A 14435-nucleotide genomic window follows, 5' to 3' on the forward strand; every position below is an offset into this window, starting at 1 on the left:
CCGAAGCCACATGGGGTGACGAAGCTCCCTTACTCGAGCGTCTCCGCCTCGCTATCCGCCGGGCGCGAGTGTCGGTTGCCCGCCGTGACTGCAGGAAATCTTGAGGAAGCAAAGCGCACCACCAGAATGGCAAAAGCCAGCAGCAGGATAGCCCCGGAAATATAGACCACGCCCATGTCCGGCCGGTGGTGATGCGAGACATCCGAGATCAGTAAGCGGGTCAGTGCCGTGATCGCCACGTAAATGAGGAAACGCACCGGCATATGGTTGGTCTTGAAATAAATGCCAACCATCGCGCCGAGCTCAAGGTAGATGAACAGCAGCAGGATGTCGTCAACGCTGATACTGCCTTTTTCAATCATGCCCAGGAAGGCCACCAGTCCAGCCCACGCGGTGACCGCACCGATGGCGAACAGCGACAGGTAATGAAAGGTCTCGACCAGCAGATTGCCCAACGACTCGGCTATCGCATGCACTTTGCCGCGAGTCGCTTCGGCCCAGCGCAGCATCAAGCCACTCCTTCTGTTTCATCCGCCAGAGAAAGGACATCCAGCAGGCCGGACACTCTGGCGATTTCACGCATGTCGCCGGGCATCCCGACGATGGCGACTTCACGACCGGCGCCGATTGCGTCGCGGGTAAAGGCCAGCAGCAGCGAAAGCCCGACGCTGCTGGATTTTTCCACCGACGAGCAATCAATCAGCAAACGCTGACCTTTGCCCTCGCGGATCAGGTCCTGGCCGGCTCGACGCAGCGCCGGCCCGGACTGGTAGTCGAGCACGCCGAAAAGCCGCAGCTCACCGCTGGCGCCGCCCTCGACACGTGTCTCACTCATCGCCCGCCGCCTGCTGGCCAGCCTTGGTGTCCTTGGCCCGCGCGACCACCTCGGCCCAGCCGTCGATGGTCTTGTCCAGATCCCCACCGTTCTTCTGCATGGCATCGGCAAACTGGTCACGGAACAGCTTGCCGATATTGATGCCATTGATGATCACGTTGCGGACTCGCCATTCGCCGTCGTGATTGACCATGGTGTAAGACACCGGATATATCTCGCCCTGACGACCGGTCACTTCCATGCCGACACTGGTGCGCTCAGGGTCCTGCTTGCCATTGGCCGGCAACACACGGATCTGCTGATTGTTGTACTCAAGCAAGGCGTTGCCATAGAACTGCATAAGGCTGCGCTTGAAGTTTTCCTGAAAGCGGGTCATCTGCTCAGGACTGGCGTTGCGCGAGTATTTTACAGTCATGATGCTGCGAGAAATCCCTTCGGCATCGACCACCGGACCGAGAATGTCGTTGAGCGAGTCGTAGAACGCATTCGGGTCTTGGCGATACTGATCCTTGTTGGTCTTGAGATCGGCGAGCAGCTCATCAGTGGTTTTCTGGATCACCTCGTGAGCGCTTGGGGCTGCCAGAGCCAGCATGGGCAGGGTGGCCAGCAGTACCAGCAAGCCGCGACGCAGGGCATTGATCATGTGGAACTCCTCATTCTTTATTGACTGAATTAAGCAAAAACTTGCCGATCAGCTCTTCCAGCACCAGGGACGACTGGGTGTCGCGAATCGTATCGCCATCCCCTAGGGTTTTCTCTTCTCCACCGACGCTGATACCGACATATTTCTCGCCTAGCAAGCCGGCGGTCAGAATCGACGCCGTCGAGTCGACCGGAAAGATGTCGATGTCCTTTTGGATATCCAGCGTGACACGGCCGGTATAACTTTCGCGGTCCAGATCGATCGCGGTCACCTTGCCGATGGTCACACCGGCCATGGTGACTTTGGATCGGACACTGAGACCGGCGATATTGTCGAAATAAGCGTACAGCTTGTAGGTGTCTGCACTGGCGACGTTCAGGCCACTGACGCGCAGTGACAGCAACAGGAGCGCCAGAACGCCCGCCAGGAGGAACAGGCCAACACCGATTTCCAGGGTGCGGATACGCATCAAAAATCTCCAAACATCAAGGCGGTCAGAATAAAGTCGAGGCCGAGCACGGCCAGCGAGGCGTAAACCACGGTTCGAGTGGTGGCGCGGCTGATACCCTCGGAGGTCGGTTCGCAGTCATACCCCTGGAACACGGCGATCCAGGTGACCACGACGGCAAACACCATGCTCTTGATAACGCCATTGAGCACGTCCGAGGTAAAGGTGACGCTGTTCTGCATGTTGGCCCAGAACGAGCCCTCATAGACACCAAGCCAGTCCACCGCGACCATCGCCCCACCCCAGATGCCGACAACGTTGAAAATCACGGTCAACAGCGGCAGGGAGATAAAGCCAGCCCATAGCCGCGGCGCAATGATGTATTTCAGCGGATCGACGCCGATCATTTCCAGGCTGGACAGCTGTTCGGTGGATTTCATATTGCCAATTTCGGCAGCCAGCGCAGACCCTGCGCGCCCGGCGAACAGCAAAGCGGTGACCACCGGCCCCAGTTCGCGCAGCAACGTCAAGGCCACCATCTGCCCTACCGCCTGCTCGGAGCCATAGCTGCTGAGAATGCTGTAGCCCTGCAGCGCCAGCACCATGCCAATGAAGATGCCGGACACCACCACGATAGCCAACGACAATACGCCGACCGAGTAGAGCTGCCGGACCAACAAAGCAAATCGATTGCTCAACCCACTGGGTCCGAACAGCGCGTGAAACAGGAACAGCGTCGCGCGCCCTAGCGCCGCGACAACGTTCAATCCGGCCTCGCCAAACATCCGGACTCGCTCGATCAATGAACGCTTACGCATCGGAGCCTCGCAGCAGATCGTCGGCATAGGCCGCTGCCGGAAAATGAAACGGCACAGGGCCGTCCGCCATGCCCTTCATGAATTGTTGAATCCGTGGATTTTTCGATTCGCGCAACTCGGCCGGTGTCCCTTGCCCCAGCACCTGGCTATCACCCACCACATAAATGTAATCAGCGATGCTCGCCGTTTCAGCTAGGTCGTGGGAAACCACAACACTGGTGATACCCAGGGCATCGTTGAGCATGCGAATCAGCTGAACCAGGACGCCCATGGCGATCGGATCCTGACCCGCGAAGGGCTCGTCGTACATGAGGATCTGCGGGTCAAGTGCAATCGCGCGCGCCAGTGCCACACGACGCTTCATTCCACCGGAAAGCTCGTCAGGCATCAGCTCCACCGCCCCGCGCAATCCCACCGCTTGCAGCTTCATCAGGACGATGTCGCGGATCATCTCTTCCGGCAGTTTGGTATGCACCCGCAGCGGGAAGGCCACGTTCTCGAAGACATCGAGATCAGTGAACAAGGCGCCGCTCTGGAACAGCACACCCATCCGCTTGCGCATATCGAACAGCTCACGGCGCGACAGCGTCGGCAGGTTGGTTCCATCCACCCAAACCTCGCCGCGATTAGGCCTGAGCTGGGCGGCGATCAGGCGCAACAGCGTCGTCTTACCGGAGCCGGATGGGCCCATGATGGCCGTCACCTTGCCTCGCGGTACGACGATATCGATATTGTTGAAAATGCTGCGCTCCCCGCGCATGAAGGTGACACCCTTCAGCTCGACGGCGTTAGCGTTGGCGGCGCTCATCGGATCTCCTTGGATACGGCATGCGAATCAGACGCCCTCCGAGCCTTCGGAGATACCTCGCAGAGCCGTTTTGGCGGCGCGAACTATAGCACTGCGCCTCAGGCCTCCCAAATCACTGTCTGTATCAGCACATGAGCAGGCATAGGTTCGTTCGCTTCCAAATTCTTCAGCCACCGCGGATCGCGGTCGTAAGCTTTTCGGTGAGTACAGATGGGTTTGCCGTTATAATCTCGCGTTTTCATTCAGGCGACGACGCGAACATGAGCCAAAGCAGCCAGCTGATCGAGACTGCCCAGCGCACTATCCGCATGGAGATAGAGGCAGTCGAGCAACTCACGACACGCATTGACACGCAGTTCGTCAAGGCGTGCGAGCTCATCCTCGAAAGCAAGGGCCGCGTCGTCGTGGTCGGCATGGGCAAGTCCGGCCATATTGGCAACAAGATTGCCGCCACGCTCGCCAGCACCGGCACCACCGCATTCTTCGTCCATCCGGCCGAAGCCAGCCATGGCGACATGGGCATGATTACCCGTGAGGACGTCGTGCTGGCCTTGTCCAATTCCGGCAGTACCAACGAGATCGTGACGCTGCTGCCGCTGATCAAGCGACTGGGCATCACCCTGATCAGCATGACCGGCAACCCCGAGTCGGTGCTGGCCAAGGCGGCGGCAGTGAACATCGATGCGAGCGTCGCCATCGAGGCCTGCCCGCTGAATTTAGCTCCCACCTCCTCGACCACCGCCAGCCTGGTACTCGGTGACGCGTTGGCGATCGCCCTGCTGGAAGCCCGCGGCTTCACCGCCGAGGACTTCGCCTTCTCCCATCCGGGCGGCGCGCTGGGCCGGCGCCTGCTGCTCAAGGTCGAACACGTGATGCACGCCGGTGATCGCCTGCCGTTGGTCAAGCGCAACACGCCCTTGCGCGAAGCATTGCTGGAAATGACCCAGAAAGGGCTCGGCATGACGGCTGTAATAGAGGCAGACGGCAGCCTGGCTGGAATCTTCACAGACGGCGACCTACGACGCACGCTGGACAAGGGTATCGACGTGCGTCAGGCCAGCATCGATCAAGTCATGACCAGTCATGGCAAGACCGCCAACGCCGACATGCTGGCGGCCGAGGCACTGAAGATCATGGAAGACAACAAGATCAATGCACTGGTGGTGGTCGATGAAAGCGACCGGCCGGTCGGCGCGCTGAACATGCATGATCTGCTGCGCGCAGGAGTGATGTAAATGAACGACCTATTGAGGCGCGCCCGCGATATCCGCCTGGCCATTTTCGACGTCGATGGCGTGCTGACGGACGGCAAGCTGTACTTTCTCGTCGACGGCAGTGAATTCAAGACCTTCAATACCCTTGATGGTCACGGGATCAAGATGCTGATCAATTCCGGGGTGCGCACCGCGATCATCAGCGGCCGCAAAACACCGGTAGTTGAGCGCCGAGCGCAGAACCTCGGCATTCAGCACCTGTACCAAGGCCGCGAAGACAAGTTGGTAGTCCTCGATGAGCTACTCACCGAACTCGGGCTCGACTACGCTGAAGTCGCTTACCTGGGTGACGACCTGCCCGATCTGCCGGTAATTCGCCGTGTCGGCCTGGGCATGGCGGTGGCCAGTGCCGATGCCTTCGTCCGCCAGCATGCCCACGGTGTCACCGCCGCCCGCGGTGGTGAGGGCGCAGCGCGAGAGTTCTGCGAACTGATCATGCGCGCCCAGGGCAGCCTCGACGACGCCCAAGCCGCCTACCTCTAGAGGTTTTAATGCTGAGCAGAATCCGCCTCCCTGCCATCCTGGTACTGATCGCCCTGCTTTTGGTTGCAGTTGGCTACTGGAATATCCGTCCCGAGAGTTTCATGCAGGAAGCTCCCGTGAGCCAAGGCGTTAAAACGCCGATCGATTTTTACGTCATCAACTCTCGGACCATTCAGTATCAGCCAGACGGCAAGCGTAATTACGAGCTATCCGCCGAGAAGGTTGAGCACGTCAAGGCCAGCGACGTCAGCTTGCTGACCCGCCCCGATCTGCATTCCTATCGGGGCTCCGACCTGCCGTGGCATGTAACCAGTGAACGCGGCGAAGTCGGCCCGCAGGGCGAGGAAGTCGAGTTGATCGACAACGTCAAAGTCGAACGCAACGACGCCGAGGGCCGCCCGACGATCGTCACCTCCAGCCGAATGACGGTCTTTCCCGAGAAGGATTACGCCGAGACCCGCCAACCCGTTAGAATCGTCGCCGCAAACGGCGTAACGACCGCCACGGGTATGAAAGCGTACTTGAACGAAGGCAGGATGCTCCTGCTATCCAATGTAAGAGGCCAGCATGAGCTGCGTTAAGACCCTTCCTTTCCTCCTCGGTGTGAGCATCTTCCTGCTCGGCACGAACGCCCATGCACTTCCCGAGGACCGCAATCAGCCGATCCGCGTGCAGGCCGACACGGCGGAACTGGATGATCGACAGGGCGTTGCCGTGTATCGCGGCGACGTGGTCATCACCCAGGGCACCATGAAGATCACCGGTAATACGGTAACCATCACCCAAAGCAAGAATGGCGATGTCGAGGTCTTCACCTCCATCGGCAAGCCCGCCTACTACGAGCAGAAGCCGGCAGTGGACAAGGAAATCGTCAAGGCGTATGGCCTGACCATCCAGTATTTCGCCGCCAACGAACGCATCGTACTGATCGACCAGGCGAAGGTCGTCCAGGAAGGCAACACGTTCGAAGGCGAGAAGATCGTCTATGACACTCAGCGGCAGATCGTCAATGCCGGACGCGCCACCGACACCGATGTCACCACGCCTCGCCCTCGCGTGGACATGGTCATCCAGCCGCGCAAGAAAGATCAGCAGGCTGCGGAGCAAACCGAGTAATGGCAATTCTCAAGGCCCAGCATCTGGCGAAAAGCTACAAAAGCCGTCAGGTCGTGCGCGATGTAAGCCTGTCCATCGAGAGCGGGCAAATCGTCGGCCTGCTCGGACCGAACGGCGCCGGCAAGACCACCTGCTTCTACATGATCGTCGGCCTGGTCAAGGCCGACCAGGGTCGAGTACTGATCGACGACCAGGACGTCACCCACCTGCCCATGCACGGCCGCGCCCGGGCCGGCATCGGCTATCTGCCGCAGGAAGCCTCGATCTTTCGCAAGCTGTCGGTGACCGACAACATCATGGCGATCCTGGAAACTCGCAAGGATCTGGATCGCAGCGGTCGCCAACAGGCTCTGGAAGGGCTGCTGCAGGAATTCCACATCCACCACATCCGCGACAGCCTGGGCATGAGCCTGTCAGGCGGTGAGCGGCGCCGTGTAGAGATCGCACGGGCCCTTGCCACTGCGCCCAAGTTCATCCTTCTCGACGAGCCCTTCGCCGGCGTCGACCCGATTTCCGTCGGGGACATCAAGCAGATCATCCATCACCTCAAGGCGAAGGGCATCGGCGTGCTTATCACGGACCACAACGTGCGCGAGACGCTGGATATCTGCGAAACCGCCTACATTGTCAACGATGGCCAACTGATCGCCGAGGGCGACGCAGAAACGATCCTGGCCAATCAATTGGTCAAAGAAGTCTACCTCGGACACGAATTCCGACTCTGATGCCTATTTTTTCCATCGAGACGAACATCCGGGGCTAGGCAAAGGCTTCGTTGGCAGGCATATAATTTGCTTACATCGGCGCCAGCGGCGCCAGCGAAATCGGAACAGGCGCGGTTGCGCCGGCAAACAAGGTTCGAAGTCCTCTGCCATGAAACCATCGCTAGTCCTGAAGATGGGCCAGCAGCTGACGATGACACCGCAGCTGCAACAAGCCATACGATTACTCCAGTTATCCACGCTCGATCTCCAGCAGGAGATCCAGGAAGCGCTGGACTCGAATCCGATGCTCGAGCGCGAAGAGGACGGAGACGACTTCGACAACTCCGATCCGATGGCCGAGTCGATCGAAAAGAAACCGGAAAGCACTTCGAACGAACTGAGCGAGCCGGACAACCACTATGAGGAACCCATCAACACGGTGGAGAACCTCGAGGAAGGCGACTGGGGCGACCGCATCCCCAATGAACTGCCCGTTGACACCGCCTGGGAAGACATTTACCAGACCAGCGCCAGCAGCCTGCCCAGCAGTGACGACGACGAATGGGACTTCACCACCCGCACCTCCACCGGTGAAAGCCTGCAAAGTCATCTCCTCTGGCAGCTCAACCTCGCCCCGATGAGCGACACCGACCGCCTGATTGCGGCCACCTTGATCGATTGCATCAATCCCCAGGGTTATCTCGACGAAACCCTCGAAGAAGTCCTTGAGTCTTTCGATCCCGAGCTAGAAATCGAGCTCGATGAGATCGAAGTGGTGCTGCGCCGTATCCAGCAATTCGAACCTGCCGGGATCGGTGCACGAGATTTACGCGAATGCCTGCTGCTGCAGCTGCGTCAGCTTCCCGAGCGAACCCCTTGGCTGGGCGAGGCGATGCGACTGGTCAGCGACCACCTGGACACCCTCGGTGGACGCGACTACAGCCTGCTGATGCGCCGCCTGAAGCTCAAGGAAGACGAGCTGCGCCAGGTCATCGATCTGATTCAGACGCTAAATCCACGACCCGGCTCGCAGATCGAAGCAGGCGAGCCGGAGTATGTCGTGCCCGATGTGATTGTGCGCAAGCACAATAGCCGCTGGCTGGTCGAACTGAACCAGGAGGCGATGCCGCGCCTGCGGGTGAATCCGCAGTATGCCGGCTTCGTCAAGCGTGCCGACACCAGTGCCGATAACACCTTCATGCGCAACCAGTTGCAGGAGGCACGCTGGTTCATCAAGAGTCTGCTCAGCCGCAACGAGACGCTGATGAAAGTCGCCACTCAAATCGTCGAGCACCAGCGCGGCTTCTTCGAGCATGGCGACGAAGCCATGAAGCCGCTGGTATTGCATGACATCGCCGAAGCGGTCGGCATGCATGAATCGACGATCTCGCGGGTCACGACGCAGAAGTACATGCACACGCCTCGTGGCATCTACGAGCTGAAATATTTCTTCTCCAGCCACGTCAGTACGGCCGAAGGCGGCGAGTGCTCCTCCACCGCCATACGAGCGATCCTCAAGAAGTTGGTCGCCGCGGAAAACCCGAAAAAGCCATTGAGCGACAGCAAGATCGCTGGTTTACTGGAGGCACAGGGTATTCAAGTTGCACGCCGCACCGTCGCCAAGTACCGCGAATCACTCGGTATCGCCCCATCCAGCGAGCGTAAGCGGTTGATGTAAATGCCAGGCGACCTGGTCGATTTCTTCCGGTGGCGGGTACTCAGCCCGCCAATTCGCACGTGGCAAAAAGGAGATGCAGTATGCAAGTCAACATCACTGGCCTTCACCTGGAAATCACAGAAGCCCTGCGTGACTACGTCGAGGAGAAGTTCGACCGACTGGAACGGCATTTCGACCGCATCATTGCCGTCCAGGTAATCCTTCAGGTTGAAAAACTCAGGCAGAAGGCCGAAGCCACGCTGCACGTAGCCGGACGCGAAGTCGTCGCCAATGCCGAACACGAGGACATGTACGCGGCCATAGACCTGCTTGCTGACAAGCTCGACCGGCAGCTCATCAAGCACAAAGAAAAACAGCTCGACCATAACCAGGGCGCCCTAGCTCGCTGACCCATCATGATCCGAATCGAAAATATCCTGACCCCCGGTCGTTCCCTGGTGAATGTACCGGGCGGCAGCAAAAAACGCGTTCTGGAACAGATCGCCAAGGTGCTCGGACAAGACCTTCCAGACCTGGACTCCCAAGCCATCTTCGAAAGCTTCATCGCCCGCGAAAAGCTTGGCTCCACCGGCTTCGGCAACGGAATTGCAATCCCTCACTGCCGCATGCCCGGCTGCACATCGCCGCTCAGCGCGGTGCTGCGGCTTGATGCGCCAGTGGACTTCGATGCCATCGACGGTGCACCGGTCGATCTGCTGTTCGTGCTGTTGGTGCCGGAAGCGGCAACCGACGAACACCTCGAACTGCTTCGTCAGATCGCCAGCATGCTGGACCGCGAGGACGTTCGTGAACGTTTACGCCAGGCCTCCACGGGACAGGATCTGTATCAGGCCATCGTCGATATTCAGAGCGGTCGCTAGCGCAACGGCATCGCCTACGCTGAGTGAGGAAAGAGACGTGCCTTCCATCTGCCGACACCCAACCCGCCGGCGCTGCGTGCAGCAAGGCCTTCGCGCCCGCGCTTTGACCGACATGATGTTGCAATGCGCCTGATTATCGTCAGTGGCCGCTCTGGGTCGGGCAAAAGCACGGCGCTCGACGTGCTCGAGGATAACGGCTTCTACTGCATCGACAACCTTCCCGCCGGCCTCCTGCCGGAGCTGGCAGAGCGGGCATTGCTGCATACCGAGCTGCTGCAGCCGCAAGTCGCGGTATCCATTGATGCGCGCAATCTGCCGAGCCAGCTGAAGCGCTTCCCGGAACTGCTCGAAGACGTCCGCGCCCGCTATATCCAGTGCGATGTGTTGTATCTCGATGCGGCGGACGAGACGTTACTCAAGCGCTTCTCGGAAACACGTCGGCGACACCCGCTGACCAATCAGAACCGCTCCCTGGCTGAAGCCATTCATGACGAAGAGCTGCTGTTGGCTCCCATCATCGACCACGCCGACCTGAAGATCGACACGACGCACCTGAACCTCTATCAGCTCCGTGACACGCTGAAACTGCGCCTGCTGAACAAACCTGAACCGGGCACGGCGTTTCTCTTCGAATCTTTTGGTTTCAAACGAGGCATGCCGGTAGACGCCGACTTGGTCTTCGACGTGCGCTGCCTGCCCAACCCGTACTGGAAGGCCGACCTGCGTGATTTTTCCGGACTGGATCAGCCCGTCATCGACTACCTCGCGACACAAACGGATGTCGAAGAGATGTTCCAGGATATTTTTGCTTACCTGAGTAAATGGCTTCCGCGTTTCGCCGCCAGCAATCGCGCCTATGTGACGGTAGCCATTGGTTGCACCGGTGGACACCACCGTTCGGTCTATCTGGCTGAGCGACTCGGTCAGGCGCTGCGCGACTCCTTGAAGAACGTCCAGGTCCGCCACCGCGACCTGGCTTAGGAATTCACATGCCCTCGTGCGAAATCACCATCATCAACAAGCTGGGGCTGCATGCCCGCGCGGCCGCCAAGTTCGTCGGTGTCGCCAACCAGTTCCCCTGTGATATCCGAGTCGGGCGATGCCCTGCCAGCCTCATCGACGGCAAAAGCATCATGGCCGTGATGATGCTCGCCGCCAGCAAAGGCACCGCTTTGCATCTGCACGCCGAAGGCGAACGGGAGCAGGACGCGCTCGATGCGTTGATCGCGCTGATCGAAAACTATTTCGAAGAAGGCGAATAAGCCACGTCAACCAACGCTGTGCTGCCGTTCTAGCTGCCCGCCACCTTCATCCGCTCGATCAATACCGACCCGGTGTGAATGCTACTGCGCGTCTCAACGTCACAGCCCACCGCGACGATCTGGCGGAACATATCGCGCAAATTGCCGGCGATGGTGACTTCCTGCACCGGGAACTGGATCTCTCCGTTCTCCACCCAAAAACCGCCGGCACCACGCGAATAGTCGCCCGTGACCAGATTCAAGCCCTGCCCCATCAGCTCGGTGACCAACAACCCGCGACCCATGCGACGAATCAGTGAGGCCTGATCTTCATCGCCGTGAGTAACGAAGAGATTGTGCACGCCACCCGCGTTGGCTGTACTGGGCATGCCCAGTTTGCGTCCGGAGTAGGTACCCAATATGTAGGAAAGAAGCCTGCCGTCTTCGACGAATGGCTTGGCATAGGTCGCCAGGCCATCGCCATCATAGGCCGAACTGGCCAGCCCACGGAGCAAATGCGGGCGTTCGTCGAGACTCAACCACTCGGGAAATAGCGTCTGTCCCAACGCATCTTCCAGATAGGAGGATTTGCGATAGAGGTTGCCGCCGGAAATCGCCGCGAGGAAGTGGCCGAACAACCCCGTCGCCAGCTCCGAGGAGAACAGCACCGGAACATCACAGGTCGGTACGGGACGAGCACCCAAACGGCGAACGGCGCGTTCGGCGGCACGCCGGCCAATCGACTCGGCGGACGCCAGGTCACCAGCGACACGGCTGACGTCGTAGTGATAGTCACGCTGCATCTGGCCATCGGCCTCTGCAATCATCACGCTGCTAAGGCTGTGACGAGTGCTGCAGTAAGCACCGATAAAACCGTGGCTGTTGCCATAGCCGCGACAGCCCTGATGGGTGCTAAGGCTGGTGCCATCAGCGTTGAGAATGCGTTTATCGGTATCAAAAGCGGCCGCCTCGCAGGCAAGCGCCAGTTCCACGGCCTGATCCGGAGCAATATCCCACGGATGATAAAGATCTAGATCAGGCAGATCCTTGGCCATCAGGGCTGAATCGGCAAGCCCGGCGAACTCGTCTTCTGAGGCATGCTTGGCGATCGCCAGCGCGGCCGCCACCGTTTCGCGAACCGCTTCATCGCCGCCGCCAGTGGTGCTCGCCGAGCCCTTGCGCTGGCCGAGATACAGCGTGATGCCGAAACCCTGATCACGATTGAACTCGACCGTCTCCACTTCGCGCTGACGGACCGTGGTCGACAAGCCCTGTTCCATCGAGACGGATACCTCGCAGGCGCTGGCGCCCTGCCGTTTGGCCTCCTCTATGATCCGCGCGACTTTTTCACGTAATTCGGGCAATGCGTGCGGGCCGATTCCCTCAATTTCGCTCATAAACACTCCAACAACTGATTCGATCCAATCGCAGCCAAGGGTGCTCGACTGAGCTCCACGGCAAGGCTGCTGTTATCATGGCGGCATTCCCTACTGGACCAGCCCCATGTCTGATATTTCCGATCTCGACGGCTTCGAGGAGAAAAGCAAAACCCAGGTCAAGCGTGAACTCCACGCCCTTCAGGAGCTGGGTGAGCGCCTCACCACCCTCAAGCCCGACGTACTGGACCGCCTGCCACTCACCGATGCTCTACGCAAAGCGCTGGGCGACGCGCCGAAGCACACCGCGCATATCGCACGCAAACGTCACCTGCAGTACATCGGCAAGCTGATGCGCGATCAGGACGTCGACGCCATCCTGGCTCTGGTTGACCAGCTCGACGCCTCCACCCGCCAATACAATGAACGCTTCCATGCGCTGGAACGCTGGCGTGACCGTCTCATCGCCGGTAACGACGAAACCCTCGAAGCCTTCGTTACGGAGTACCCCGAGACCGACCGTCAGCACCTGCGCAGTCTAATCCGCCACGCCCAGCACGAAGCGGCACGAAACAAACCTCCAGCAGCCAGCCGCAAGATCTTCAAGTACATTCGCGAACTGGACGAGACGCTGCGTGGGCTGAGATAAAAGCTTCAGCTTGAAGCTCAAAGTGGCTTGCATTGCTTCCAGTTTCTGGCTTCCAGCTTCAAGCTCCGGTTCCTCCCACCGTGATGCCGTCGATCTTCAAGGTCGGCTGACCGACGCCGACCGGTACCGACTGGCCGTCCTTGCCACAGGTGCCAACGCCGCTGTCCAGTGCCAGGTCGGTACCGACCATCGATACCTTGTTCATCACCTCCGGTCCGTTGCCTATCAAGGTGGCGCCCTTCACGGGGGCGGTAATCTTGCCGTCCTCGATCAGGTAGGCCTCACTGGTCGAGAACACAAACTTACCGCTGGTGATGTCCACCTGTCCGCCGCCAAGGCTCGCGCAATAGATGCCCTTTTTCACCGACCGAATGATTTCCTCCGGATCGCTCTCGCCCGCCAGCATGTAGGTGTTCGTCATTCGCGGCATTGGCAGGTGAGCATAGGACTCGCGCCGGCCATTGCCCGTCGGGGCAACACCCATCAAGCGCGCGTTGAGCTTGTCCTGAATGTAGCCCTTGAGTATGCCGTTCTCGATCAGCGTGGTGCATTGGGTAGGCGTGCCTTCGTCGTCTACGCTGAGCGACCCGCGGCGATTAGCCAGCGTGCCGTCGTCGACGATGGTGCACAGTTTGGAGGCTACCTGCTGACCTATCCGACCGCTGTAGGCAGAACTGCCCTTGCGGTTGAAGTCGCCTTCCAGCCCATGACCGACGGCCTCATGCAGCAATACTCCGGACCAGCCCGGCCCGAGTACCACCGGCAGCGTACCGGCCGGTGCCGCAACCGCTTCGAGGTTGACCAGCGCCTGCCGCAGCGCCTCGCGGGCATAGTCCATCGCCCGGTCTTCGCTGAGGAAATAATCGTATCCGGTACGCCCGCCTCCGCCCTGGCCGCCACGTTCACGGCGGCCGTTCTGCTCCACGATGACGCTGACGTTGAAGCGCACCAGCGGACGAATGTCCGCTGCCATGCCGCCGTCAAGGCCAGCCACCAGAATGTGCTCCCAGACGCCCGCCAGGCTGACCGTAACCTGCTTGATACGCGGATCCAGCGCCCGCGTGGCGACGTCGATACGCTTGAGTAACTCGACTTTCTCTGCTCGACCAAGCCCTTCTAGCGGATTGTCCCGGCCATACAGCGGCGCGAAGGCAGCCTTCGACAGCACCTGCACACGGCCTTGCTGGCCGCCGCGGGCAATCGAGCGAGCCGCTTCGGCAGCCTGGCGCAGCGCATCGGCGGTAATCGCGTTGCTGTAGGCGAAACCGGTCTTCTCACCGGACAGCGCGCGGACTCCCACGCCTTGCTCTAGATGGAAGCTGCCTTCCTTGACGATGCCATCTTCCAGCACCCAGGACTCGGTCACCTGGTCCTGGAAATACAGATCCGCAGCATCGATACCGGGGCCGGCCAGCTCGCCGAGCAAACCCGGCAGATCATCGAGACCCAATCCACCCGGTGTCAGCAGGCGCTCGGTGACAGGTAACAACAGTTCACTCATA

The 14435-nt window shown here is 59.8% G+C and carries 19 protein-coding genes; 11 read left to right on the plus strand and 8 right to left on the minus strand.

Features of this window, described 5'->3' with window-relative positions; all coding sequences use genetic code 11:
* Nucleotides 1-29: 29 nt before the first annotated feature.
* From CH92_RS16730 to CH92_RS16755, 6 genes are read right to left on the minus strand one after another with little or no spacing between them, the layout of a single operon-like run.
* Nucleotides 30-512 carry a phosphate-starvation-inducible protein PsiE gene (locus CH92_RS16730; protein ID WP_025242913.1) on the minus strand — a complete coding sequence of 161 codons (483 nt, stop codon included), beginning with the start codon at nucleotides 510-512 and terminating at the stop codon, nucleotides 30-32.
* Nucleotides 509-835 carry an STAS domain-containing protein gene (locus CH92_RS16735; RefSeq protein ID WP_025242914.1) on the minus strand — a complete coding sequence of 109 codons (327 nt, stop codon included), beginning with the start codon at nucleotides 833-835 and terminating at the stop codon, nucleotides 509-511. The genes CH92_RS16730 and CH92_RS16735 overlap by 4 nt, the downstream gene beginning before the upstream one ends.
* The gene (locus CH92_RS16740; RefSeq protein WP_025242915.1) at nucleotides 828-1478 is read right to left on the minus strand and encodes an MlaC/ttg2D family ABC transporter substrate-binding protein; all 651 of its coding nucleotides are present in this window, start codon (nucleotides 1476-1478) and stop codon (nucleotides 828-830) included. The genes CH92_RS16735 and CH92_RS16740 overlap by 8 nt, the downstream gene beginning before the upstream one ends.
* A gap of 10 nt (nucleotides 1479-1488) precedes the next feature.
* Nucleotides 1489-1947, minus strand: coding sequence for an outer membrane lipid asymmetry maintenance protein MlaD (mlaD, locus tag CH92_RS16745; RefSeq protein ID WP_025242916.1), 459 nt, complete (start codon nucleotides 1945-1947; stop codon nucleotides 1489-1491).
* Nucleotides 1947-2744: a lipid asymmetry maintenance ABC transporter permease subunit MlaE gene (gene mlaE / locus CH92_RS16750; RefSeq protein ID WP_025242917.1), complete on the minus strand. Its 798-nt coding sequence runs from the start codon at nucleotides 2742-2744 to the stop codon at nucleotides 1947-1949. The genes mlaD and mlaE overlap by 1 nt, the downstream gene beginning before the upstream one ends.
* The gene (locus tag CH92_RS16755) at nucleotides 2737-3552 is read right to left on the minus strand and encodes an ATP-binding cassette domain-containing protein (RefSeq protein WP_025242918.1); all 816 of its coding nucleotides are present in this window, start codon (nucleotides 3550-3552) and stop codon (nucleotides 2737-2739) included. The genes mlaE and CH92_RS16755 overlap by 8 nt, the downstream gene beginning before the upstream one ends.
* Before the next feature lie 260 nt (nucleotides 3553-3812).
* On the opposite strand from CH92_RS16755, the gene CH92_RS16760 reads away from it, so the two are divergent.
* From CH92_RS16760 to CH92_RS16805, 10 genes are all read left to right on the plus strand, one after another.
* Nucleotides 3813-4787, plus strand: a complete 975-nt coding sequence (locus CH92_RS16760; RefSeq protein ID WP_025242919.1) for a KpsF/GutQ family sugar-phosphate isomerase — start codon at nucleotides 3813-3815, stop codon at nucleotides 4785-4787.
* A complete protein-coding gene (locus CH92_RS16765; RefSeq protein ID WP_025242920.1) occupies nucleotides 4788-5309 on the plus strand; it encodes a KdsC family phosphatase in 522 nt (173 codons plus the stop codon).
* A gap of 8 nt (nucleotides 5310-5317) precedes the next feature.
* The gene (gene lptC, locus CH92_RS16770; protein ID WP_025242921.1) at nucleotides 5318-5890 is read left to right on the plus strand and encodes an LPS export ABC transporter periplasmic protein LptC; all 573 of its coding nucleotides are present in this window, start codon (nucleotides 5318-5320) and stop codon (nucleotides 5888-5890) included.
* The gene (gene lptA / locus CH92_RS16775; RefSeq protein ID WP_025242922.1) at nucleotides 5877-6425 is read left to right on the plus strand and encodes a lipopolysaccharide transport periplasmic protein LptA; all 549 of its coding nucleotides are present in this window, start codon (nucleotides 5877-5879) and stop codon (nucleotides 6423-6425) included. The genes lptC and lptA overlap by 14 nt, the downstream gene beginning before the upstream one ends.
* Nucleotides 6425-7150: an LPS export ABC transporter ATP-binding protein gene (gene lptB / locus CH92_RS16780; RefSeq protein WP_025242923.1), complete on the plus strand. Its 726-nt coding sequence runs from the start codon at nucleotides 6425-6427 to the stop codon at nucleotides 7148-7150. The genes lptA and lptB overlap by 1 nt, the downstream gene beginning before the upstream one ends.
* A gap of 148 nt (nucleotides 7151-7298) precedes the next feature.
* The gene (locus CH92_RS16785; RefSeq protein WP_025242924.1) at nucleotides 7299-8807 is read left to right on the plus strand and encodes an RNA polymerase factor sigma-54; all 1509 of its coding nucleotides are present in this window, start codon (nucleotides 7299-7301) and stop codon (nucleotides 8805-8807) included.
* Between the two features lie 80 nt (nucleotides 8808-8887).
* Complete coding sequence (gene hpf, locus CH92_RS16790) at nucleotides 8888-9196, plus strand: ribosome hibernation-promoting factor, HPF/YfiA family (protein ID WP_025242925.1); 309 nt, start codon at nucleotides 8888-8890, stop codon at nucleotides 9194-9196.
* 6 nt (nucleotides 9197-9202) lie between these two features.
* Nucleotides 9203-9667, plus strand: a complete 465-nt coding sequence (ptsN, locus tag CH92_RS16795; protein WP_025242926.1) for a PTS IIA-like nitrogen regulatory protein PtsN — start codon at nucleotides 9203-9205, stop codon at nucleotides 9665-9667.
* Nucleotides 9668-9790: 123 nt separating this feature from the next.
* The gene (gene rapZ / locus CH92_RS16800) at nucleotides 9791-10648 is read left to right on the plus strand and encodes an RNase adapter RapZ (RefSeq protein ID WP_025242927.1); all 858 of its coding nucleotides are present in this window, start codon (nucleotides 9791-9793) and stop codon (nucleotides 10646-10648) included.
* A gap of 8 nt (nucleotides 10649-10656) precedes the next feature.
* A complete protein-coding gene (locus tag CH92_RS16805) occupies nucleotides 10657-10929 on the plus strand; it encodes an HPr family phosphocarrier protein (RefSeq protein WP_025242928.1) in 273 nt (90 codons plus the stop codon).
* A gap of 29 nt (nucleotides 10930-10958) precedes the next feature.
* Here CH92_RS16805 and pmbA read toward each other — a convergent pair whose 3' ends face one another.
* A complete protein-coding gene (gene pmbA / locus CH92_RS16810; protein ID WP_025242929.1) occupies nucleotides 10959-12305 on the minus strand; it encodes a metalloprotease PmbA in 1347 nt (448 codons plus the stop codon).
* Between the two features lie 106 nt (nucleotides 12306-12411).
* Here pmbA and yjgA point away from each other — a divergent pair, with 106 nt between their 5' ends.
* On the plus strand, nucleotides 12412-12933 hold the full coding sequence (gene yjgA / locus CH92_RS16815; RefSeq protein WP_025242930.1) for a ribosome biogenesis factor YjgA: 522 nt from the start codon (nucleotides 12412-12414) through the stop codon (nucleotides 12931-12933).
* A 58-nt stretch (nucleotides 12934-12991) separates the two neighbouring features.
* Here the strand turns inward: yjgA and tldD are convergent, their stop codons facing one another.
* The gene (gene tldD, locus CH92_RS16820; RefSeq protein WP_025242931.1) at nucleotides 12992-14434 is read right to left on the minus strand and encodes a metalloprotease TldD; all 1443 of its coding nucleotides are present in this window, start codon (nucleotides 14432-14434) and stop codon (nucleotides 12992-12994) included.
* Between the last annotated feature and the right edge of the window lies 1 nt (nucleotide 14435).

The organism is Stutzerimonas stutzeri, from assembly GCF_000590475.1.
GTDB lineage: Bacteria > Pseudomonadota > Gammaproteobacteria > Pseudomonadales > Pseudomonadaceae > Stutzerimonas > Stutzerimonas stutzeri_D.